Here is a 22,872-nt window from a genome sequence, read left to right as displayed (position 1 = left end):
CACTATTCTCAAGGGAGTTTTTATATTATTTCTTTTTTCTAGCTTTGGTTTTTGCCTTTTGTTGAGCTCTATTAGCTCCAATTTTTTTAGGTGGTTTTCTTTTACTAGGTCCGCCCCAATTTTCTTTCTTGTTTTTGGCTTTCTTTTCGTGGAAAGCACCGCCTCCTTCATTAAGCTTTATCACCACAGGATTTTTCATTTTGACTTCCTCTTTTTCCGAAGCTATTTTCTGTGGATTGATTTTAACTTCCTCTGGCATAGGCTGAACTTCCACTTCTTTTTTCATCAAGATTTCAATGTCAAGAAATAAGGCTTCTTCTTTTTCTGTGATGAAAGAAAGTGCAATACCGTCTTTATCCGCCCTACCTGTACGCCCAATACGGTGAATGTATTGCTCTGGAATGTCTGGGATTTCAAAATTAATCACGTGGCTGATGTCTGATATATCTAGCCCTCTAGCCATTACATCGGTAGTGATGAGCCCTCTGACTTCTTCTTGTTCAAATTTTTTCATCGCTCTTAGACGATAGTTTTGAGACTTGTTAGAGTGTATCACATCAAAACTTTCGGGGTAGATTTCGTCTATTTTAGTGAAAAGATAGTCGGCGTGTTTTTTATTGTTACAAAATATCAACACTTTAGACATAGATTTATCTTTATCAAGAAGATGCTGTAAGAAGTTGATTTTAGTATTAAAGTTAGTTACCTTAAAAGCGATTTGCTGTATTTTTTCCAGTGGCGTCCCCGATTTGGCTAAAGAAATTTCTATCGGATTGGCAAAATATTCATCTAGCATTTCATCAACAGCATCAGTCATTGTTGCAGAGAAAAGAATGTTTTGTCGCTTTTCTCTCATCATTTCGAAGATGTGTGTGAGTTGAGGACGAAAACCTAAGTTAAGCATCTCATCAAACTCATCAATAATTAGTTTTTGGACTTCTTTTAAAGAAATAGCGTTGTCTATGGCTAAATCCATCACTCGCCCTGGTGTTCCTACCAAAATATCACAACCGTTATCAAAAAGTAGCTTTTGGGTGTTGATGTTTTTTCCACCATACACGCCAATAATTCTTGTACTTAGTTTTTCACATAGTTTCTCCAAAATTTCAGCTACCTGAACTACAAGTTCTCTAGTGGGAACTAAAACTAAAACAGTAGGGTTTCCCGATTTATTGTATTTCCAATTTTTGAGTACAGGTAATAGGTAGGCTAGGGTTTTACCAGTACCTGTTTGGGCTATCCCCATAATATCTCTACCAGAAAGTATTGGTTTAAAGCTTTTCTGTTGGATAGGTGTAGGTTCAAATAGCTCCAAATCGGCTAAAATATCTAGTATTTTTTCGGGAAGTTCAAAATCTGCAAAAGTAATGTTCATAATTTGATAAAATTAAGGTCTAAAAGAATAACCAACAGGCAAAGATAACTATATTTGAATAAACAGAAGAGAGAGGTAATAAAAAGGGTTAAAAAAAGCCCTCACGTGTGTGGGTGAGAGCTTTTAGAGTTACTTTTTTGAATACTCTTTTATTTAATAATATCTCTACCGATAACTAGCTTTTGTATTTCGGAAGTCCCCTCGCCAATGGTACACAGTTTAGAATCTCTGTAATATTTTTCAGCAGGGAAATCTTTGGTATAGCCATAACCTCCAAATATTTGCAATGCATTGTTGGATATCCTTACACACGCTTCCGAAGCGTAGAGTTTTGCCATAGCACCCTCACGCGTCATTTTTTGTTTAGCATTCTTTAGGGTAGCGGCTCTTTGTATAAGAAGTTCGGCTGCATCTATCTCTGTTGCCATATCAGCGAGCATAAAATTGATGGCTTGGAAGTTGGCGATTGCCTGTCCGAATTGATGCCTTTCTTTGGCGTACTTTAGAGCAGCTTTGTAAGCTCCTTTAGCGATACCCAAACTTAAAGCAGCGATGGAGATTCTCCCGCCATCTAATATTTTAAGAGCTTGTTTAAATCCTTCGCCTACTTGCCCTAAACGATGCGAGTCTGGAACACGAACATTATCAAAGATAAGTTCTGCCGTTTCAGAAGCCCTCATACCTAGTTTGTTTTCTTTCTTCCCAGAACTAAACCCAGGCATACCTTTTTCCAAAACAAAAGCAGTAGCATTATTAGAGGTGTTTTTTTCTCCAGTTCTTGTCATAACCACGGCAATATCTCCAGAAATAGCGTGAGTGATGAAGTTTTTAGCTCCATTGATGACCCACTCGTCGCCGTCTTTTACAGCGGTGGTATTCATACCTCCAGCATCAGAACCTGTATTGTGTTCAGTAAGCCCCCAAGCTCCGATAACTTGACCAGAAGCGAGTTTCGGGAGCCATTTTTTTCTTTGCTCTTCGTTACCAAACTCGTAGATATGGTTGGTGCATAAAGAGTTGTGTGCCGCTACAGAAAGCCCAATAGACGGATCTACTTGAGAAATTTCATCTAAAATAGCCACATACTCATGGTAAGATAATCCAGAGCCTCCGTATTCTTCGGGAATTACAATACCCATAAAGCCCATTTCTCCTAACTGGTGGAAGAGTTCCACAGGGAAGGTTTGGCTTTCGTCCCATTCCATAATGTATGGGCGGATATTTTTTTCTGCAAACTCACGAGCTGTTTCAGCTATCATTTTTAGGTTTTCTGTATTCATAGTAGTGTTATTATCGTTCCTCCAAATATAAATAATTTTGTTGAGGTTGAAAAATATTTTATTAGAGTTGTCTTAATTTTTTGCTTAGAGAAATATTTTGTTGAGGTAACATTCCGTATAAAAAAAGCGATTTCAAAAATTTTTGAAACCGCTTTTTATTTTATCCTATCTCTACTCCGTTATCTACTGACTCATCTGGCGTAACAAAAGAAAGTTTGCCGTCTGGCTTCGTGGTAAGTAGTAGCATACCTTGGCTTTCGATACCTCTTATTTTTCTAGGCGCTAGATTTAATAAAATCATCACTTGCTTGCCTACACATTCTTCAGGTGTAAAGCTCTCTGCAATACCAGAAACTACAGTTCTTATATCCACCCCAGTATCTACCTTAAATTTGAGGAGCTTATCCGCTTTTTCTACTTTTTCGGCTTCTAGTATGGTAGCGGTTCTTAAGTCTATTTTGGTGAAATCGTCAAAAGTAATCTCGTCTTTCATTGGCTTGGCGTTAGGGTTTGTTTTTTTATTATTGATTTTGGTTTGCTCTAATTTTTGGATTTGAGCTTCTATGGTTTCGTCTTCTATTTTAGAGAATAGTAAACTTGGCTCGTTAATTTGGTGTCCTTCTGCTAAAAGCACTTTTTTGTTCTCCAATTCAGACCAGTTGCAAAGTTTGGTATTAAACATATTAAGCAACTTCTCCGAACTGAACGGCATAAAAGGCTCTGACAGTTGGGCTAAAGCTATTGCAATTTGAGTTCCTATAAACAGGGTGTTGGCTGTTTTGGCTTCATCAGTTTTGATGGTTTTCCAAGGCTCTTCGGTTTGTAGATATTGGTTTCCAAAACGCGCTAAATTCATAAGTGCAGACAGGGCGTTTCTAAACTCAAATTTCTCTAGATAGTCTTTTATTTCTGTTGCAGCTTTGTTTATTTCCTCTAGTTCTGTTGCATTGGTGTTGCCTTTAGGCACTCGTCCGTTGTAATATTTGTGGGTAAGCACGGCTACTCGGTTGATAAAGTTTCCTAAAATACCCACCAATTCCGAGTTGTTTTTGGTTTGAAATTCCTTCCAAGTAAAGTTATTATCTTTAGTTTCGGGAGCAGACGACAATAATGCATAGCGAAGCACATCTTGTTGTCCAGGGAAGTCTGCCACATATTCGTGAGCCCACACTGCCCAGTTTCTAGAGGTAGAAATTTTATCATTTTCTAGATTAAGAAACTCAAATGCAGGGACATTGTTTGGCATAATGTAGTCGCCGTGAGCCTTCATCATAGAAGGGAAAATAATACAATGGAAGACTATATTATCTTTCCCAATGAAATGTACTAAATCTGAATTTTCTGACTGCCAATAGTCTTTCCAATCTTTATTGTTCTTCTCTGCCCATTCTTTTGTGAACGAAATGTATCCGATAGGAGCATCAAACCAAACATAAAGCACTTTGCCCTCCGCATCTGGCAATGGTACAGGCACACCCCAGTTGAGGTCTCTGGTCATTGCACGAGGTTTTAAGCCTTCGTTAAGCCAAGATTTTACTTGCCCGTATACATTAGGTTTCCAATCGTGCTGGTGTCCTTCAATAATCCATTGGTTCAAAAATCCTTCGTATTCGTTTAGCGGAAGATACCAGTTTTTAGTAGGTTTTAGCACAGGGCTATTCCCACTGAGCATAGATTTAGGATTGAGAAGTTCCGTAGGAGAAAGGGTAGAGCCACATTTTTCGCATTGGTCGCCATAGGCATTGTTATTACTACATTTTGGGCAAGTTCCCACGATGTATCTATCGGCTAGAAACTCTCCTGCTTGTTCATCATAAAACTGTTCGGAAACCTCCTCGGTAAACTTTCCGTTCTCGTACATTTTAAGGAAAAATTCAGAGGCGGTTTCGTAGTGCTTTGCACTGGTAGTTCTGGAATACTCGTCAAAAGAAATTCCTAAATCTTCAAAAGATTTTTTTATGATTAAGTGGTATTTATCTACAATATCTTGAGGCGTAACGCCTTCTTTTTTAGCTCTAATAGTAATGGGAATGCCGTGTTCATCAGACCCACATATAAAGGCAACCTCTTTGCCTGTTCTTCTTTGGAATCTAGCGTAAACATCTGCCGGTATGTATACGCCAGCAAGGTGTCCTATATGTACGGGACCATTAGCATAAGGTAATGCTGCGGTAATTAACTTTCTCTCTGCCATTCTCAATTATTTTTTGCAAAGATAAAATTTTATTGTGATATTCGATAATAAGGGCGATTGCTAAATGTATCCAAATACAAAAAATGCAGCTCTGTTGAGTGTCGCATTGTAATGAATATCGCAAAGCCTTGTATTATTGACCCGTTTTATTAAAAAAGGCAATTACAAACAATCTGCTGAAAGTATTAAAACCAAACGACTTGCCTTACCACCAGATACCCAAGTGTATGGCGGATATAGAGTGAGTACCAATGTTGGCTTTGAGCAACAAGACAAGCTGTTTCTAGAGGTTATAGGTTCAAAAATAGACCCTAAAGGGAGTAATATTGAGGTTGTAGGGTTAAAATTAGAGGTTGTGGGTTCAAAAACAGACCCTAAAGGGAGTAATGTTGAGGTTGCGGGGCTAAAATTAGAGGTTGTGGGTTCAAAAATAGACCCTAAAGGGAGTAATATTGAGGTTGCAGGGTTAAAATTAGAGGTTGTGGGTTCAAAAATAGACCCTAAAGGGAGTAATATTGAGGTTGCAGGGTTAAAATTAGAGGTTGTGGGTTCAAAAATAGACCCTAAAGGGAGTAATATTGAGGTTGCAGGGTTAAAATTAGAGGTTGTGGGTTCAAAAATAGACCCTAGAGGGAGTAATGTTGAGGTTGCAGGGTTAAAATTGGAGGTTATAGGTTCAAAAATAGACCCTAAAGGGAGTAATGTTGAGGTTGTAGGGTTTGCAGAGCGTTGGTGCATCAATAATAAAAAAATACTACTCTTGGGATAGGGTAGTATTTTTTTGTTTAGTGAGGGAGGATTTATTTAGAATTTAGGTTTTACACTAAGCCTCACTTTTAGACCTTATGTAAACTAAACTTCTACGGATACTATTTTAGACTTTCAGTTCTGCCTTTAATCCCACCATATCCGAATATTTATCTAATATTGGCTGAACTTCATTTTTGATAAATTCTTCGGTTTGTATAGGCGCAAATCCAATAAAGTTTTTAGGGTCTAAAACTTCTGCAAGTTTTGATTTGTCTAGCTTTAAGCTATTATCGTTCATTATTCTTTCTATCAAATCGTTGTCCTTACCTTCCATTTTTACCTTTTTGCTCGCTTCCATAGAGTGAACTCTGATGATTTCGTGGATTTCCTGTCTGTCGCCTCCAGCCTTTACTTCTTCCATAATAATGTACTCGGTAGCCATAAAAGGAAGCTCCTCCATAATATGCTTGTTGATTCTGTTTTCGTAAACTACCAGTCCGTTCATAATGTTGTTCCAAATCAATAAGATAGCATCTACCGCAAGGAAGGCTTGTGGAATGCTTAGTCTTTTGTTAGCCGAGTCGTCTAGGGTTCTTTCAAACCATTGCGTTGCAGCCACCATTGCAGAACTAGAAGATAGCGACATTACATATTTAGCCAAAGCCCCTATTCGCTCCGAACGCATTGGGTTTCTCTTATATGCCATTGCCGATGAACCAATTTGGTCTTTCTCAAAAGGTTCTTCAATCTCTTTTAGATTTTGTAACAGTCTTAAATCGTTAGTAAATTTGTGAGCCGATTGGGCGATGTTGGATAATAAAGCCACTACTTTAGCGTCTATTTTTCTGTCGTAGGTCTGTCCAGAAACGCCAAAAACTTTATCAAACCCGAATCTTTTGGATAGCTCTTTGTCAAGTGTTTTTACTTTTTCGTAATCTCCGTTGAAAAGTTCTAGGAAACTAGCCGCAGTTCCTGTTGTTCCCTTTACTCCTCTGAAACGGAGCGTGTCTAAGAAAAATTCTAGTTCTTCAAAATCTAGAATTAAAGATTGTAACCAAAGGGTGGCTCTTTTGCCCACGGTAGTTAGCTGTGCGGGTTGGAAGTGAGTGAAGCCTAAAGTTGGTAAATCTTTGTATTTTAAGGCGAAGTCGGACAAGCCTTTAATTACATTAACTAGCTTTTTTTTAAGGATAAGGAGTCCGTCTCGCATTTGGATTAAATCCGTATTGTCGCCCACAAAAGCCGAAGTAGCTCCTAAGTGGATAATGGGCTTGGCAAGTGGTGCTACATCTCCGTAGGTGTGCACGTGAGCCATTACATCGTGGCGGAAACGCTTTTCGTATTCTGCGGCTTTGGTATAATCTATATCTTTAGCCTTGTTTTTCATTTGGTTGATTTGCTCTTCGGAAATGTCTAGACCTAAATCTTTTTCTATTTCGGCTAGAGCAATCCATAGTTTTCTCCAATTTTGAAATTTGTTGTCGTGAGAAAAATTAAAAAGCATCTCTTCGCTAGAATAGCGTTCTTCTAAAGGGTTTTTGTAGGTATTCATCTTTACTTTTTTACTTTCACAAAAATAAGGAAATTTTTAAAAATTGAATTGTTTTATTTATTAGAGAGTTATATGTTTGTGCTTTACTTTAAAGCATTCATATAAGTAAGAGTGTCTTTAGGAAGTAAAGCAGGGTGGAAGATTTTAATATAGTCTTTTAAAACTAAATCGGCTCTTACAACACCACTTTCAAAGTAATCGTTGGCTTTGCCTTTTTGTCTTTTGGCGATGTTATAAAGTTTTCCTTTTTTGAAGATGTCCATTTTAGAATAAGACGGATTTATCGCTAATAATTCCTTTTTGTATTGATAGTTGGAAAGATTGACCCAATATTCAGCCTGTTTTGATTTAGCATAAACTTCCTCAAAACTTAAAGGTACAGATTGGTCTTTATCCAAATCGTTGAATATATAATTGCCTCCTGCATCGTTAAAGTATTTGGCAGCAAAGGTCTTGTTTCCTGGTAAGAACCATTGGTTGCCATAGATTTCATTGCAAAGGACTTGAGGTTTATGTGAGATTTTCTGTGCTTGAAGTTTTAAATTATCATAGTTTTGTTTGATGTTTAAATAGCGTTCAGAAGCCTGTTTCTCAATACCGAATAGTTTTCCAAAAATTTTTAGATAGGCGGTTTTTTCTAGTGGTTCGTTTTCTAGATATTCGTTTAGGAAGATAACTTCTATATTATTTTTTCGGAGTAGGTCATAAGTGTTTTCAAAATTAGGGATATGGTTAGTGATTACGGCATCGGGTTTTAAACTGATGATTTTTTCTAAATCGTATTTTTGCTCGTTGCCTACGGTGTGTATTTTTTTAGATTGGATAAGTGCTTTTACCTTTTCAGAATAAATATATTCTTCGCTAGAAATCCCAATGATATGGCTCTCTAAACCTAGCTCTAGCATATAGCCTAGCATAGAAGAACTTAATAATACTACTTTTTTTAATGGTAATTTGGCGGCGGATATTTCGGAGGAAAAATTTTTTGTGTTGATAATTACTTTATTGTTATCTTCTTGATAATAAGTGTTTTTTGAAATGATAACTTGTTCTTTTGAAAAATTATTAGCCTCTTTTTTACAAGACAGAAGGGCTAAACTGCTTATGAGAATAAAAAAATGTGTTTTCATTTTCAAAAATAATAAAAAATTTTCTATATTTGCAAACTCAAAACGGACGCGTAGCTCAATTGGATAGAGCATCAGATTACGGCTCTGAAGGTTAGGGGTTCGACTCCCTTCGCGTTCACCAACCGCCTTTTTTAGGGCGGTTTTTTGTTTATAACAAAATTGATTATCCTAGATTTAGTGCTAATAAAATAAAATGAAATATGTTTAGCAAACAAGAAGCTGCACAACTTAAAAAAGAATTCTGGATCGCCTTTGGGAAATCTTTTCCTAGAAAATGGCTTCTATATAATACCAAAATCAAAGACTTTTCATTTAAGTTTTTTGCTGATAACAAAAGGGCAATGGTGTGTTTAGATATAGAGATGAAGGAGGAACTTTTCAGAAATGCTTACTTTGAGAAAATACAATCTTTACAATCTATTTTAGATGAAGCGCTTGGTGAGGAGGCTTTTTTTGAAGAAACACTATACTTAGACAATGGTAAAGAAATTAGCCGAGTATGGGTAGAGTGTGGTGGCGTAAGTATTTTTAATAAAGAAAGTTGGCAAAAAATATTTGAGTTTTTTGTAGAAAAAATGACGGCATTTGAAACCGTATTTTATGAATACGAAGACTTTATAAAGGATATTTAAGGAAGAATAGTTGTTTTATAAATTAGGTTGGTTTTTTCATTTTTCTTATTTTTAGGGCAAATTTTTTAATAATGATTAAAATGATAAAGAAACCTCTGATACTATCTGCCGTAGTACTGCCTGCTGTAATGGCGTTTGCACAGCAATATGGAGGAATGTGGATGCCTACAGAACTCAATGAAAAAGAAATGAAAAAACTAGGGATGAAAATATCTGCAAAAGATATCTTCAATCCAGAAAAACCTAGTATTAAAGATGCGGTAGTACAGTTCAACGGGGGGTGTACTGCGGAAGTTATTTCTCCTAAAGGGCTCATTCTTACCAATCATCACTGTGGTTATGGGCAGATACAATCTCACTCTAGTGTAGAAAAAGATTACCTAAAAGATGGTTTTTGGGCTAAAAATATGGGAGAAGAGTTGCCTAATCCTGGGGTAACTGTAGATTTTATCGTAGATATTAAAAATGTAACCAACGAAGTTTTAAAAGGAAACCCAAATCTTTCTGAACGAAGTATTAAGGATAATATAGAGGCTTTAAAAAAGTCGTTTAAGTTAGAGCCTTATCAGCATATTGTGGTGAAGCCAGTGTATTATGGTAACCAATATTATGCTTATGTTATAGAAACGTTCAAAGACGTTCGTTTGGTAGGAGCACCACCGTCTTCTATTGGTAAGTTTGGTAGTGATACAGATAACTGGGTTTGGCCTAGACATACGGGAGATTTCTCTATGTTCCGTGTTTATGCAGATAAAAATAACAAACCTGCAGAGTATTCTAAAGATAACGTTCCATACAAACCAAAACATTTTTTACCAATTTCCATTAAAGATAAAAAAGAAAACGATTTTACTTTCGTATTTGGTTTTCCAGGGAGAACACAGGAGTATCTACCATCTATCGCTGTAGAAAAAATCATGAAAGAGATAGACCCTGCAATGATTTCTATGCGAGAGGTGGCTCTTAAAACTTTGGACGAAAAAATGCGTGTAGATGATGCAACAAGAATAAAGTATGCTTCTAAATATGCCTCGGTAGCCAACTATTGGAAAAAATGGATAGGCGAGGTGGAAGGACTTAAAAAGTCTAAAGCGGTAGATAAAAAACGAGCTTATGAAGCAGAACTTATCAAAAAGAATCCTGAAATAAAGAAAACTATAGATGAGCTTAATAGGCTTTATACAGAGCAATCTGCCTATGCATTGAATAGAGCGTATTATAACGAACTTTTAAGGAATGCAGAAACACTTAATCTGGCTAACCGCTACTTAGATTATTTATTCAATGTAGAGAAAGGTAAGAATGTAGAACCTAAGTTTTTTGAGAGTTTAAAATCTTTTTACAAAGATTATGATGGTGCATTAGATGCTAAAGTAACAGCAAAATTATTGGCTTTGTATACTCATAAAACACCTGCGGAATTTCTACCTAAAGGTTTTGCAGAGTTTAAAGATGAGGAAGCTAATCTCAAAGCAATAGAAGAATGGAGCAAAAACTCGGTGATTACAGGAAGGAAAGCACTTAATGGAGCTTATGTCACTTCTGACTTAGATAAGGTATTTCAAAATAAAGAAGCTTTAGTAAAAGAGCTTAATTCTGATCCATTTTTGGGAATATTAGCTATATTACAGGATAGTTATATACAAGGAACTTTGGCTAAATATAACGACTATCAAACCCAAATAGATGTTCAACTTAAAACTTTTATGGCACAGCAAATGGCGACGGATAAGGATAGAAAATTCTTCCCAGATGCTAACTCTACACTTAGGGTAACTTACGGAACGATGCAAGGCTCTAATCCTAGAGATGCTGTATATTACGGATATAAGACTCACACTTCGGGAATTATGGAGAAATATATCCCAGGAGATTATGAATTTGATGTTCCTGCTCGTCTTATCAATCTTTATCAAAACAAAGATTATGGCATTTACAAAGATGAAACAGGAGAGGTGCCTGTTAATTTTACAGCAACTAATCATACTACAGGAGGTAACTCTGGAAGTCCAGCATTAGACGCTTACGGTAATTTGATAGGACTTAATTTTGACCGTCAATGGGAAGGCACGATGAGCGATATCAATTATGACCCTAAATTCAGTAGAAATATTATGGTGGATACTAAATATATTCTATTTATTGTCGATAAATTCGCTAATGCCAAATGGCTTTTAGACGAAATGAAAATTATAAAATAAGAGTATAATTCCATTTCTTTCAAAATAGAAAAAGTCAGACAACTTGTCTGACTTTTTTCTTGTTTTTAATAACCGAACAAATCTTCTATGCTTAACTCTTGCACTGTTCCTAAACTTTTTAGATAATTTAAGTCAAGGCTTTTGGTTTGCCCTATAATGGCGGTGTGGTACGGTATCGGTTTTATGTTTTGATTATAAAAATTAGTTAAATCGTCTAAGCTAAGCGAGTTTATCTCGTCATAAATATCCTTTCTAATGTCGTAGCTGTATCCCCATTTTTGCATCGCAAGATAATTGAAATATAAATTCTGCTTCGTAAGCCTTTGCGAAGCAATTTGCTTCAGAGCAGAACTTTTAGCATTATTGAATTGCGACTTGACTTGTGGGAGTTCGCTCATCAGTTCGTTTATAGAGTTTAGAGCGATTTCCATTTTGTCTGCTTGAGTGCCAAGGTAAGATGTTACATAATCATACTTTTTGAGTTGGCTAGGGTAGGTGTAAGACACATAAGCTGAATATGCCAACGATTTAGATTCTCGTATTTCCTGAAACACAATAGAAGATAGCCCACGCCCAAAATATTCATTAAAGACGCTTATTCGCCCAAAATTTTTAGGATTGATTTCTTCGCCTCGTCCTACCTTCATTATTTCCACCTGTACCATATCATAATCTACTAGATAGACTTTGTTTTGGTTAGTGAGTGGCTCTGGGTAGTTTTTCGGAGTTGGAGGTGTAAGGTTTCCTTTGGTAAGACCTATATTTAATAATGCTGATTTAAACGCTTCAATATCCTGCCCATAGAAAAACAACTCATATGGGTAATCCAACAACATCCGAGTTCTTTGTGTGAAATCTTCCGCCTTAGCCGTTTGTAACCTTTCTTTGGTGATAACATCTCGGAAACGAGAGTGTTCTCCATATTTAGCATAATTTACTAAGGCTCTCGTAATTTGGTTTTTGTCCTTCTTACTTATTTCACGAGCATCTAAGATGGAGGCTACCATAGTTTGATAAATGGAATTATCAGACTGTATATTCCTTAGCCAATGCACCATTAGTGCAACTCCTGTAGCAAGATTTTCCTCCAAACCGCCTAACATAATACTAATATTATCTGTACCAACTTGGAAGCTGTAATTAATTCCTATCTTGTAAAACTCTTGTTTAATTTCTTCGGGAGAATAGCGGTCGGTTCCCATATATTCCAAAACTTCTAGCACCAAACCTAGCTCTTTATCATTATCCGTACCCATAGGGAAAATAAAATTCATTTGAGCGAGGTTGTTTTGGGTGTTTCTAATGGAACTGAGTTTAATCCCATTGAGGTTATCCTCTAAAATTTCTTTAGAATAATCGGCAAAAACAGGAGCTATATCGTGAGTTTTCTCTGCGAGGAGTTGCGTTAAAAATTCAGATTGAGCTTCCTTATTGATTTTAATAGGCGTTATTTTAGGGTTTTCTACGCGTATGAGTTTATCATTTTCGCCTCTTTCTTTATAAACTACCACATAATTTTCGCCAAAAAACTCGTTGGCAAAACTAATGACTTCCTCTTTAGTAATGGTTTCGTACAGATTGAGTTCGTTTAGTTCCTCGTTCCATTCTCTTTCTTTAATAAAGGTTTCGTAAAGGAGTGTGGCGAGTCCATCGGCAGTTTCTAGTTGTTTTAATCTTCCTTTTTTAATATCGTTGATGATGGCAGGGATAAGCCAATCTGGGAAATCTCCTTTTTTCAAGGCTTCTATTTGGGATAGAATTAAATCCTTCGCTTCGTCCAAAGTTTGATTTTCCTTCGGAACGATGACGATAGACAAAAATCCATAGGACTTAAATGGAGAGTGAAACGCCGACGCTCTTAATGCGGTTTGTTTTTGATTGATGTTTAAATCAATAAGTCCTACCTCACCGTTGTTTGAAAGGATTTGAGTGCATATCTCGGTAAGTCTAGCTTCTTGAGTACCATAGCTATGAGAACGCCATGCCATCTGAAGTCTAGGTGCAGAAGGACTTTTAATAGTTCTTTTAATAATGTTGCTTATAGGTTGCTCTATAATAGGTGTTTTTGGAGGCAATTCTCTAAAAGAAAAAGTGCCAAAATAGCGTTCAGCTAAAGCAATAGTTGGTTCAAAATCTAAATCTCCCACCAAAATAAGGGCATAATTGTTAGGAACATAGTATTCGTTAAAATACTTATGTAGGGCTTCCATAGACGGATTTTTTAGATGTTCGGCTTTACCGAGGGTGGTTTGTTGTCCGTTGGGGTGATTAGGGAAAAGAGCGTCCATAATTTCATAATGCACCAATCTAAAATCGTTATCTTGGGCTCTATTGAACTCTTCATAAACCGATTCTAACTCGGTATGGAATAGCCTTAAAGCTAGCTCCGAAAAGCGTTCTTTTTCTACTTTAAACCATTTTTCCAACTCGTTGGACGGAATGTTGTTTTTATACACCGTTTCGTCTAGCCAAGTGTGGGCGTTAGTGCCAGAAGCCCCTAGAGAAGATAAAATTTTGTCGTATTCGTTGGGGATAGCATACTGTGCTGCCTCTTGAGAAATAGTGTCTATCTCTTTGTAAATTTGCTTTTTTTCTTCCTCGTTTTGGGTGGCTTTGTGCTGCTCAAACAAATCAGATAATTTCTGTAAAAGAGGTCGTTCTTTTTCCCAGTCAAGGCTACCTATTTTAGAAGTACCTTTAAACATCATATGCTCCAGATAGTGGGCAAGACCAGTATTGTCTTTGGGGTCGTTATTACTTCCTGTTCTTACGGGGATATAAGTTTGTATTCTGGGAGCATCAGAATTTTTGGAGAGGTAAACTTTAAGACCGTTTTTTAGCGTGTATATTCTTACTTGGTTGTCGTCGTTAGTTACCGATAGGTATTCTAGCCCATTCTTATCGGTGTGGGATATTACATCATATTTCATCACTTTCAAAAATCTTTATTGAGGTGCAAAGATACCTTAGTTAGAGTAATAATTGGTAAAATATTTTATTATACCAAAGACTTTGGGTACAAAAAAGTCGGAAAGAACAATATTCTTTCCGATGAGGAATACAATAAAGGCTCGTAGGAATACAAGAATGACCGTGAGGAATAGAAGAATGATTGTGAGGAGCTCATTATTTTAATGAGGAATTAAAAAACGGCTTTGAGGAATAGAAGAATGAACAGTTTTTATTCATAAAATTGAAAATAATTCAAAAAATACTTTAGTAAGCCTTATAACCTTACAGAATTATCCTATCAATAGCCTCCTTTAATAGCAACAAACTCATTTTCTCTCTTAACAAATATCTACGATTGGAGGGAGATGATTTTTTTCAATACGAATAAAGTAGAGTACCCTAAAATATTTCATTTAGAATTATTATATTTGTCAAAATTCAAAACGAGTTATGAGTACAACTTACATAGAGTCTCAAAAAGTGTCTTTTGAGGATTTTAAAAATAGTATTTTAAACGATTATAAACTAGGGAGAATTTCCCGAGAGATGTCCTATCTAGGTAGGAGAGAGGTGCTTACAGGAAAAGCGAAATTTGGTATCTTTGGTGATGGTAAAGAGTTGCCACAGTTGGCGATGGCAAGGGTGTTTAGAAATGGCGATTTTAGGTCGGGGTATTACAGAGACCAAACTTTTGCCTTAGCGATACAAGCCGTAAGTGTAGAGAGTTTTTTCGCACAGCTTTATGCAGATACAAGTGTAGAAAGAGAGCCCGCATCGGCAGGAAGACAAATGAACGGACATTACGCCACCAGAAGCCTTAACGAAGATGGCAGTTGGAAAAACTTAACAGAACAAAAAAACATTTCTTCCGATATATCACCTACGGCGGGGCAGATGCCTAGACTTTTAGGTTTGGCACAAGCCTCCAAAATTTATAAAGAAATCCAATTTGAAGGCTCAGAAAAATTCTCTCGTAATGGCAACGAAGTAGCTTTTGGGACGATAGGAGATGCCTCCACTGCGGAAGGTCATTTTTGGGAAACCCTTAATGCCGCGTGTGCCTTGCAAGTCCCTATGATTGTAAGTATTTGGGACGATGGGTATGGTATTTCTGTGCCTACGCACAACCAAAGAGCCAAAGCAGATATTACTGAAATGCTATCAGGTTTCCAAAGAAAAGAAGGTAAAGCTGAAGGTTGCGAAATCATTACCGTAAAGGCGTGGGATTATCCAGCTTTGTTAGACGCTTATGCTAGAGCAGAAGATTTTGCAAGGAATCAAAGCATTCCAGTGGTAGTTCACGTTAAAGAAGTTACGCAGCCACAAGGGCACTCCACATCGGGTTCTCACGAAAGATACAAATCAGAAGAGCGATTGAATTGGGAAGCAGAGTACGATGGTCTTAAACAGTTTAGAGAATGGATACTCAATTATAGCATAGAAATAGACGGACAAACGGAAATTCTTGCTACGGCAGAAGAATTAGATGCCTTAGATAAAGAAGCAAAGAAAGAAGTTAAAGAAGGACAAAAAAGAGCGTGGGAAGCCTACCAAAATGCTATTAAATCTGTTAAAGAAAAAGGGCTGTCAGCGGTAGAAAAACTTAAAGCTCAAAATACTCAAGTAGAGTCTTTATTGCAAGATTTCGGTAAAATCATATCGGTTGGAAAGAGAGAAGTGTTCCATCTGATGAGAAAAGCACTATGGCTTACAAGAGGGCAAGTCTCTGCGGAAAGAAAAGATTTAGAAAAGACTTATCAAGAACTTTTATTGCAGGAGCAAGACCATTATTCATCTCATCTTTACTCTCAATCTCAATGGAAGGCAACTAATGTAAAAGAAGTAAAGCCTGTTTATAGTGATAATTCCGAAGAAGTGGACGGAAGGGTAGTGGTAAGAAACAACTTTGATAAAATATTTGAAAAATATCCACAAACCTTAGTCTTTGGAGAAGACACGGGGAACATAGGTGATGTAAACCAAGGTTTGGAAGGAATGCAAGAGAAGTATGGAGCTACGAGAGTGGCAGATACAGGGATTAGAGAAGCTACTATTTTAGGTCAAGGGATTGGTATGGCGATGAGAGGGCTTCGTCCAATTGCAGAGATTCAATATTTAGACTATATTCTCTACTGTTTGCAAGGTATGAGTGATGATTTGGCAACAGTGCAATACAGAACTAAAGGGGGACAAAAAGCTCCAGTAATTATAAGAACTAGAGGGCATAGATTAGAAGGAATTTGGCATTCAGGCTCTCCTATGGCGGGGATACTTAACTTGTCCAAAGGAATTTTGGTATTAGTTCCTAGAAACTTAACTAAAGCAGCAGGGTTTTACAACACGATGTTACAAAGTGATGAACCTGCGGTAATTGTGGAGTGTCTTAATGGTTATCGTTTAAAAGAAAAACAACCAGACAACTTAGGCGAGTTTACCGTGCCTGTGGGTAAAATAGAGGTAACTAAAGAAGGGGCAGATGTTACCCTTGTTACTTATGGTTCTACTTGGCGTGTGGTGATGGAGGCAGCTAAAGAACTAGAACAGTTAGGCATTTCAGCGGAAGTGATAGATGTTCAGTCATTAATTCCGTTTGACTTAGAGCACGAAATTGCAAAAAGTCTTCAGAAAACCAATCGTTTGGTGGTGATAGATGAAGATGTGGAAGGAGGAACTTCTGCCTTTATTCTTCAGCAAATTTTAGAAAAACAAAAAGCCTTTAGATATTTGGATAGCGACCCAGTAACCATTACGGCTAAAAACCACAGACCAGCTTATGCTAGTGATGGAGATTACTTTAGTAAACCTTCTGTGGATGATATAGTGGAGGAAGTTTATGCGGTGTTTCACGAAACCAATCCAAGTAAATTCCCTAAAATATAAACAATAATAAAAATTGATAAGAGCGATTGTTTAACGGCAGTCGCTCAACCTATTTAATACATAAAACTCAATATTATGAGAAAGATACAAATGGTAGATTTGCAGAGCCAGTATTTTAAAATTAAAAATGAAGTGGATAATGCAGTGCTTAATGTAATGCAGTCGGCACAATTCATCAATGGCTCGGAGGTTAAATCTTTCCAATCCGAGTTAGAAGAATATTTAGATGTAAAACACGTAATCCCTTGTGCTAACGGTACAGATGCACTCCAAATAGCTTTAATGGCTTTAGGTTTAAAAGAAGGAGATGAGGTAATTACTGCAGATTTTACCTTTGCTGCAACGGTAGAAGTGATACATTTATTAAAGTTGAAAGCCGTTTTGGTAGATGTGGACTATGATACCTTTACTATAAATACAGAGAAGTTAAAGGAAGCCATTACTCCAAAGACTAAAGCGATAATTCCTGTGCATTTATTTGGACAATGTGCTAATATGGAAGAGATTCTAAAAATAGCAAAGGAACACAACATTTTTGTAGTAGAAGACAATGCACAAGCTATAGGTGCGGAATACACTTTTGCCGATGGAACGACTAAAAAATCTGGCACAATGGGAAGCATAGGAACGACTTCATTCTTCCCGTCTAAAAATTTAGGGTGTTACGGAGATGGAGGTGCTATCTTTACTAATGATGATGCTTTGGCACACCGTCTAAGAGGAATTGTAAACCACGGAATGTACGAACGCTATTATCACGATGAGGTGGGTGTTAATTCAAGACTAGATAGTATACAAGCGGCGGTTCTAAGAAAAAAATTACCACATCTGGATAACTATAACGAGGCTAGACGCAAAGCTGCGGATTTTTACGATGAGGCTTTTAAAGATTGTCCTCATATTTTGACACCAAAAAGAGCAGGAAACTCAACGCACGTATTTCATCAATACACTCTTAGAATCCTTAATGGGAAAAGAAATGAACTTCAGCAGTATTTGGCGGAAAAAGAAATTCCTGCGATGATATACTATCCTGTGGCACTTAGAAAACAGAAGGCTTACTACCAAGAAAGTAATGATGCCGATTTTGTAAATACAGACCGTTTGTTATCCGAAGTAATTTCATTACCAATGCACACCGAGTTAGATGACGAACAGTTAAAATATATTACGGAAACTGTTTTAGAGTTTGTAAATAAATAAGAAAGAGTTATGACAATATTAGTAACGGGAGGTTTAGGCTATATAGGCTCTCACACAGTGGTTGAACTACTGAATGACGGTTTTGATGTTGTGATTGTAGATGATATGTCTAATTCGGAGAGGTTTGTGCTTAAAAACATTGAAGAAATTACAGGCAAAAAACCTATTTTCTATCCTTTTGATTTAAAACGAAGAGAATTATTAAGCCAAGTTTTAGATGCTCATAATATAGAAGGTTGTATCAACTTTGCTGCTTTTAAAGCGGTGGGAGAAAGCCAAGTGAAACCGATAGATTACTATGAGAACAATCTATTTTCCTTAATCAATATATTACAAGAATTTAAAGAACGAAATATATCTAACTTTATATTTTCTTCGTCGTGTACGGTTTATGGTCAGGCAGACGAAATGCCAATAGACGAAAATACATCACTTAAAACTCCAGAATCTTCCTATGGTAAAACCAAGCAGATGGGAGAGGAGATTTTAAAGGATTTTTCTAGAGCTCACGCTAAAAAAGTGTCTTTGTTGAGGTACTTTAATCCCATTGGGGCACATCCTTCGGGCAAAATAGGAGAGTTACCGTTGGGAGTACCTAACAATTTGGTGCCTTATGTTACACAAACAGCGGCAGGGATTAGAGAGAAACTTAGTATTTGGGGAGACGATTATCCAACGCCAGATGGTACCGCGATTAGAGATTATATTTATGTGGTAGATTTAGCTAAGGCTCATTTGGCAGCACTTAAAAAGCTCATCAATGCAAAAGAAGAGACTGTTTTGGATATTTATAATTTGGGAACAGGGCAAGGTTCTTCGGTTTTAGAAGTCGTTAAAGCTTTTGAAAATGCCAATCGGGTAGAAGTACCGTATCAAATATGCAGTCGTAGAGAAGGTGATATTACCATAGCTTATGCCAATGCTGATAAAGCAGAGAGAGAACTCGGTTGGAAAGCTGAAACCTCTTTAGAAGAAGCTCTTAGAACGACTTGGGAATGGCAAAAATATCTAGAACAGAGAAACCATTAGCTAGATGATAAAGGGAATATATGCTTGTTGGATTTATGTAAGTAATTTAGAATTATCCATAAGATTTTATCAAGAAATAGGTTTTAACCTAAAATTGATAGAGGGAGATTGGGCTGAATTTGAATTCAATGGAGGCAGTTTTGCTTTGTTAAGGAGACCAATTGAAAAAGGTAAGGTTGTACCCACAAAAACGAGAATTATGTTTGAAGTTGATGATATTTTTTCCATATATAATATTTTGAGTGAGAAAAGTGTAAAAATGATAGGAGGTATTAAGAAAGAAAGTTATGGCAATTTACTCACTTTTGAAGATATTGATGGACATTGGTTAGAATTCTTTGAAAAGAAGGTTTGATGAAAAAAGATTTAATACTAAAATATTTCCCAGAGCTTACCGAGCAGCAGCAACATCAGTTTGCGTTGCTAGAGCCTCTCTATAAAGAGTGGAACGAGAAAATAAATGTAATTTCTAGGAAAGATACGGATAGCCTTTATGAAAAGCATATATTGCATTCTTTGGGTATCGCTAAGGTAATGCCTTTTTCGGAAGGAACAAAAGTTCTGGATATTGGTACTGGCGGTGGATTTCCAGGGATACCTTTGGCAATAATGTTTCCAGAAGTAGAGTTTACTTTAATAGATTCTATCGGGAAGAAGATAAAAGTGGTACAAGCGGTATCAGAGGCATTAGAGTTAAAGAATTTAATAGCCGTACACGGAAGAGCCGAAAAACTTAAGGATAAATACCATTTTGTAGTCAGTAGGGCGGTTACGCAAATGCCAGTGTTTTTGCGATGGCTAAAAGGAAAGTTTGAAAAAGAACAATTTAATCCTAAACATAATGGCGTACTTTACCTAAAAGGCGGCGATTTGGCGGAGGAATTGGCAGGACTTAAATGCGAGATTTTCAATCTTAAAAATTACTTTGAAGAAGAGTTTTTTGATACAAAAAAGGTAGTGTATCTTTCTAAAGGTAATTTCAACTCATAAAGTTAAAAACATAGATTTAGCAAAAAATACCAATGAATTTCCTTAATAAAATTATAGATGAATTATTAGTACAATCATCGGATTTATCTCGGTTTAACATCGTTTTACCAGGTAAAAGACCGGTGGTGTTTATTAAGGATATTCTAAAAAAACAAAAAAAATATTCGGGGCTACTTCCGCAATTTTCTACTATTGAGGAGCTCATTAGGGATATTTCTGGCTATCAAGAAATCAAAGGTATTTCCTTATGGCTATTTGCTTATAATGTTTATAGGCAGCTATTTCCAGCAGAGGATTTTGGTCAGTTTTTAAAATGGTTTCCAACATTATTGAAGGATTGGGACGATATTTTAAAGTTTTCTGATTCTGATGAGGCGGTGTTGGAATATATGTTTGATGAGGAACGCATTAAAAACTGGGGAGAAACTTTAGGTGAAGAAGACAATGCAAGGCAGAGAAATCTCAACTTTTGGCGAAAAATGACTACCTTTTTGCCATTACTAAAAAAAGAACTTAAAGCTAAGCAATGGGCAACCTCTGGAATGCTTCATCAGGAAGCCAAATCTAAAATTAAATTATTTGCAGAGCAGACATCGGAGCAATATGTTTTTTGTGGTTTTAATGCCTTTACGCCGGTTGAAGAATTGCTGGTAAGGCAGTTGTTACAATGGGACAAGGCACAATGTTTTTTCCAAGCAGACGAGTACTATATTAAAGATAAAAGGCAAGAAGCAGGGCAGTTTTTAAGGCGTTATATAGATTGGGCGGAGTTTAATGATTACAGAAACTTTAGTTGGGTAGAGAATCAGTTTTCTCAATCTAAAAACATCAATGTTTATGAGGTTTCGGGCAATGTTACCCAAACGCAGGTGATTCCTAAAATATTCAAAGATTATAAAGAGTCAGACTATTCTAAGACAGCGTTGGTTTTACTAGACGAGAACTTGCTTCCCGCTTGTTTGGAAGTCTTATCAGAAGTGCCTAAAGTTAATATTACGATGGGGCTTCCGCTTAAAAATTTATCTTTTAGCAACGCTATGAAACAGATTTTTTATCTGCACAAACAGCTAGAGAAAAAATCATCAACTTATTATCATCACGATGTTGTAGGGATTTTGGAAACTTTGCCAACCGATGAGCAGGAGGATAAGGTCATTAGAGCGTTTGTAAACTACATTTCGGAGCATAATATTGTTTATGTTTCCTACTCTCTTTTAAAAGAATACTTGGGTGGATTGAATTTCTTTAACATCTTTGAAAAACAAAGTGTTAAGGAGTTGTTAGAGATATTGATAGCTTTTTGTTATCAGTTGAAATACAAGCCTATAGATGATATTCAGTACGAGAATATTTCTTATTTTGAAAAGAGTTTTAAAATCGTTAAAAATCAATTAGAACCTTATCAATTTGATGTAAGTATAGAAGATTTAGAGGTTTTGGTTAATCAGATGGTAAGTACAGAATCTGTGGATTTTCAGGGCGAACCTTTGTCTGGTTTGCAGGTTATGGGATTGCTAGAAACCAGATTGCTCAATTTTGAAAACATCATTTTGCTTTCTACTAACGAAGGTAAACTTCCGCTAGGGAACTCACAAAATACCTATCTGCCTTTTGATGTAAGAAAGAACTTCGGTCTTAATACTTTCTTGGAGAACGATGGTATTTATGCCTATCATTTCTACCGATTGTTGCAGGACGCTCATCATATCCACTTGCTTTATAATGCCTTGTCTTCGGGCGTTAATACGGGAGAGAAAAGTAGATTTATCACCCAAATAGAAATGGAAAGTCCTCATCAAGTGCAAAAAATTATGGTGGAGAATGAGTCGCAACCCGTAGAGGTCCTTCCGATGGTGGTTTCTAAAACTCCACAGGTAATGGAACGGCTCAAAGAATGGAAACATAATATTGCGGCATCACACCTTACCACTTATCTCTATAATCCTATTGATTTTTATGCTAAAGTAGTTTTAAAGATAAAGGAAACCTCCGAAATAGAAGAGGAACTTTCTCTTAGGAACTATGGTAATTTAGTGCATTATGCGTTGGAGTTTTTATATGATAAATTAAAGGGGAAGATATTAACTCCGCAGGATTTAGAATGGGCAATAACTCAAATAGATGAAAGTGTTGAGTTTGCAATAAAAACGCTGAAACATCAGCCCGAATTTTACGAAAGAGGTATGAATTTCGTACATCAGCAGATGGCTAAAAAAGTCATAGGAGATATTTTAAAGTTAGATTTAGAGCTGGTTTCTAGTGGAAATACTTTAGAAATACTAGATTTAGAAAAAGAAATTAAGGATGTTAAATTTAAGGTTTCAGATGAGTTAGAAGTGGCTTTTAAAGGTTTTATAGATAGGATTGATAGACTTAACGGAAATCTAAGAGTGATAGATTATAAAACGGCTAAAACTAAAAATCTAAGGCTAAAAATTTCAGATAAAAACAGAGAAACACTCCTTAAAAATAAAGATTATAAGCAAGCACTTCAGCTTTGTATTTATGCCTATGCTATGGGGCAACTTTCGGAGTTTTTGGGTAAGGATATTAGTTGTGGGATATGGAGTTTTGCAGAGGTAAGTCGTGGAGTGCAAATGCTAGAAATAGACGGCGATTTGTCTGATGCTATGGTTTCAATATCAAGCATTATTACAGAAATTCTCAACCCTGATATAGATTTTGAGGAAAGTGTTTAGAAAGA

15 protein-coding genes and 1 tRNA gene are annotated in these 22,872 nt (G+C 36.5%); 10 read left to right on the top strand and 6 right to left on the bottom strand.

Features of this window, described 5'->3' with window-relative positions; translation table 11 throughout:
* Positions 1–25: 25 nt before the first annotated feature.
* The 3 genes from RA0C_RS02915 to metG all read right to left on the bottom strand — a co-directional run bounded on the left by RA0C_RS02915 (position 26) and on the right by metG (position 4,849).
* Positions 26–1,375, bottom strand: a complete 1,350-nt coding sequence (locus tag RA0C_RS02915; protein WP_004919867.1) for a DEAD/DEAH box helicase — start codon at positions 1,373–1,375, stop codon at positions 26–28.
* A gap of 149 nt (positions 1,376–1,524) precedes the next feature.
* Complete coding sequence (locus RA0C_RS02910) at positions 1,525–2,655, bottom strand: acyl-CoA dehydrogenase family protein (RefSeq protein WP_004919865.1); 1,131 nt, start codon at positions 2,653–2,655, stop codon at positions 1,525–1,527.
* A 160-nt stretch (positions 2,656–2,815) separates the two neighbouring features.
* Positions 2,816–4,849, bottom strand: a complete 2,034-nt coding sequence (gene metG, locus RA0C_RS02905; protein ID WP_004919862.1) for a methionine--tRNA ligase — start codon at positions 4,847–4,849, stop codon at positions 2,816–2,818.
* A gap of 136 nt (positions 4,850–4,985) precedes the next feature.
* On the opposite strand from metG, the gene RA0C_RS10530 reads away from it, so the two are divergent.
* Positions 4,986–5,618 carry a hypothetical protein gene (locus tag RA0C_RS10530; protein WP_238528962.1) on the top strand — a complete coding sequence of 211 codons (633 nt, stop codon included), beginning with the start codon at positions 4,986–4,988 and terminating at the stop codon, positions 5,616–5,618.
* A 105-nt stretch (positions 5,619–5,723) separates the two neighbouring features.
* On the opposite strand, the gene purB is transcribed toward RA0C_RS10530, so the two are convergent.
* Both purB and RA0C_RS02890 read right to left on the bottom strand, forming a co-directional pair.
* Positions 5,724–7,151 carry an adenylosuccinate lyase gene (gene purB, locus RA0C_RS02895; RefSeq protein ID WP_013446785.1) on the bottom strand — a complete coding sequence of 476 codons (1,428 nt, stop codon included), beginning with the start codon at positions 7,149–7,151 and terminating at the stop codon, positions 5,724–5,726.
* A gap of 83 nt (positions 7,152–7,234) precedes the next feature.
* Positions 7,235–8,281 (bottom strand): ABC transporter substrate-binding protein, encoded by a 1,047-nt coding sequence (locus RA0C_RS02890; RefSeq protein WP_013446784.1) that lies wholly within the window; start codon positions 8,279–8,281, stop codon positions 7,235–7,237.
* Between the two features lie 44 nt (positions 8,282–8,325).
* On the opposite strand from RA0C_RS02890, the gene RA0C_RS02885 reads away from it, so the two are divergent.
* From RA0C_RS02885 to RA0C_RS02875, 3 genes are all read left to right on the top strand, one after another.
* Positions 8,326–8,402: transfer RNA gene (locus tag RA0C_RS02885), tRNA-Arg, on the top strand.
* Between the two features lie 79 nt (positions 8,403–8,481).
* Entirely contained in the window at positions 8,482–8,913 is a 432-nt protein-coding gene (locus RA0C_RS02880) for a DUF4268 domain-containing protein (RefSeq protein ID WP_013446783.1), read from the top strand.
* Between the two features lie 80 nt (positions 8,914–8,993).
* Entirely contained in the window at positions 8,994–11,114 is a 2,121-nt protein-coding gene (locus RA0C_RS02875; RefSeq protein WP_013446782.1) for a S46 family peptidase, read from the top strand.
* A 65-nt stretch (positions 11,115–11,179) separates the two neighbouring features.
* On the opposite strand, the gene RA0C_RS02870 is transcribed toward RA0C_RS02875, so the two are convergent.
* Complete coding sequence (locus tag RA0C_RS02870) at positions 11,180–14,044, bottom strand: M16 family metallopeptidase (RefSeq protein ID WP_004919847.1); 2,865 nt, start codon at positions 14,042–14,044, stop codon at positions 11,180–11,182.
* A gap of 472 nt (positions 14,045–14,516) precedes the next feature.
* On the opposite strand from RA0C_RS02870, the gene RA0C_RS02865 reads away from it, so the two are divergent.
* The 6 genes from RA0C_RS02865 (at position 14,517) to RA0C_RS02840 (ending at position 22,867) form a co-directional block, all read left to right on the top strand.
* On the top strand, positions 14,517–16,946 hold the full coding sequence (locus tag RA0C_RS02865) for an alpha-ketoacid dehydrogenase subunit alpha/beta (protein WP_004919843.1): 2,430 nt from the start codon (positions 14,517–14,519) through the stop codon (positions 16,944–16,946).
* Positions 16,947–17,021: 75 nt separating this feature from the next.
* Positions 17,022–18,149: a DegT/DnrJ/EryC1/StrS family aminotransferase gene (locus RA0C_RS02860; protein WP_004919840.1), complete on the top strand. Its 1,128-nt coding sequence runs from the start codon at positions 17,022–17,024 to the stop codon at positions 18,147–18,149.
* A gap of 9 nt (positions 18,150–18,158) precedes the next feature.
* Positions 18,159–19,178: a UDP-glucose 4-epimerase GalE gene (galE, locus tag RA0C_RS02855; protein ID WP_004919836.1), complete on the top strand. Its 1,020-nt coding sequence runs from the start codon at positions 18,159–18,161 to the stop codon at positions 19,176–19,178.
* A 4-nt stretch (positions 19,179–19,182) separates the two neighbouring features.
* Positions 19,183–19,533 (top strand): VOC family protein, encoded by a 351-nt coding sequence (locus tag RA0C_RS02850; RefSeq protein ID WP_004919835.1) that lies wholly within the window; start codon positions 19,183–19,185, stop codon positions 19,531–19,533.
* Positions 19,533–20,168: a 16S rRNA (guanine(527)-N(7))-methyltransferase RsmG gene (gene rsmG, locus RA0C_RS02845; RefSeq protein WP_004919831.1), complete on the top strand. Its 636-nt coding sequence runs from the start codon at positions 19,533–19,535 to the stop codon at positions 20,166–20,168. The genes RA0C_RS02850 and rsmG overlap by 1 nt, the downstream gene beginning before the upstream one ends.
* 32 nt (positions 20,169–20,200) lie before the next feature.
* Entirely contained in the window at positions 20,201–22,867 is a 2,667-nt protein-coding gene (locus tag RA0C_RS02840) for a PD-(D/E)XK nuclease family protein (RefSeq protein WP_004919828.1), read from the top strand.
* The last annotated feature ends 5 nt before the right edge of the window (positions 22,868–22,872 follow it).

Source organism: Riemerella anatipestifer ATCC 11845 = DSM 15868, assembly GCF_000252855.1.
In the GTDB taxonomy this organism is placed as follows: domain Bacteria; phylum Bacteroidota; class Bacteroidia; order Flavobacteriales; family Weeksellaceae; genus Riemerella; species Riemerella anatipestifera.
Note: the sequence above shows the minus strand (reverse complement) of the source record. Positions and strands in the feature narration are given on the sequence as shown.

Excerpts from the sequence above, each read along its gene's own strand:
- RA0C_RS02915 (WP_004919867.1), bottom strand. The coding sequence starts at position 1,375 with ATGAACATTACTTTTGCAGATTTTGAACTTCCCGAAAAAATACTAGAT.
- RA0C_RS02910 (WP_004919865.1), bottom strand. The coding sequence starts at position 2,655 with ATGAATACAGAAAACCTAAAAATGATAGCTGAAACAGCTCGTGAGTTT.
- metG (WP_004919862.1), bottom strand. The coding sequence starts at position 4,849 with ATGGCAGAGAGAAAGTTAATTACCGCAGCATTACCTTATGCTAATGGT.
- purB (WP_013446785.1), bottom strand. The coding sequence starts at position 7,151 with ATGAATACCTACAAAAACCCTTTAGAAGAACGCTATTCTAGCGAAGAG.
- RA0C_RS02890 (WP_013446784.1), bottom strand. The coding sequence starts at position 8,281 with ATGAAAACACATTTTTTTATTCTCATAAGCAGTTTAGCCCTTCTGTCT.
- RA0C_RS02880 (WP_013446783.1), top strand. The coding sequence starts at position 8,482 with ATGTTTAGCAAACAAGAAGCTGCACAACTTAAAAAAGAATTCTGGATC.
- RA0C_RS02875 (WP_013446782.1), top strand. The coding sequence starts at position 8,994 with ATGATAAAGAAACCTCTGATACTATCTGCCGTAGTACTGCCTGCTGTA.
- RA0C_RS02870 (WP_004919847.1), bottom strand. The coding sequence starts at position 14,044 with ATGAAATATGATGTAATATCCCACACCGATAAGAATGGGCTAGAATAC.
- RA0C_RS02865 (WP_004919843.1), top strand. The coding sequence starts at position 14,517 with ATGAGTACAACTTACATAGAGTCTCAAAAAGTGTCTTTTGAGGATTTT.
- RA0C_RS02860 (WP_004919840.1), top strand. The coding sequence starts at position 17,022 with ATGAGAAAGATACAAATGGTAGATTTGCAGAGCCAGTATTTTAAAATT.
- galE (WP_004919836.1), top strand. The coding sequence starts at position 18,159 with ATGACAATATTAGTAACGGGAGGTTTAGGCTATATAGGCTCTCACACA.
- RA0C_RS02850 (WP_004919835.1), top strand. The coding sequence starts at position 19,183 with ATGATAAAGGGAATATATGCTTGTTGGATTTATGTAAGTAATTTAGAA.
- rsmG (WP_004919831.1), top strand. The coding sequence starts at position 19,533 with ATGAAAAAAGATTTAATACTAAAATATTTCCCAGAGCTTACCGAGCAG.
- RA0C_RS02840 (WP_004919828.1), top strand. The coding sequence starts at position 20,201 with ATGAATTTCCTTAATAAAATTATAGATGAATTATTAGTACAATCATCG.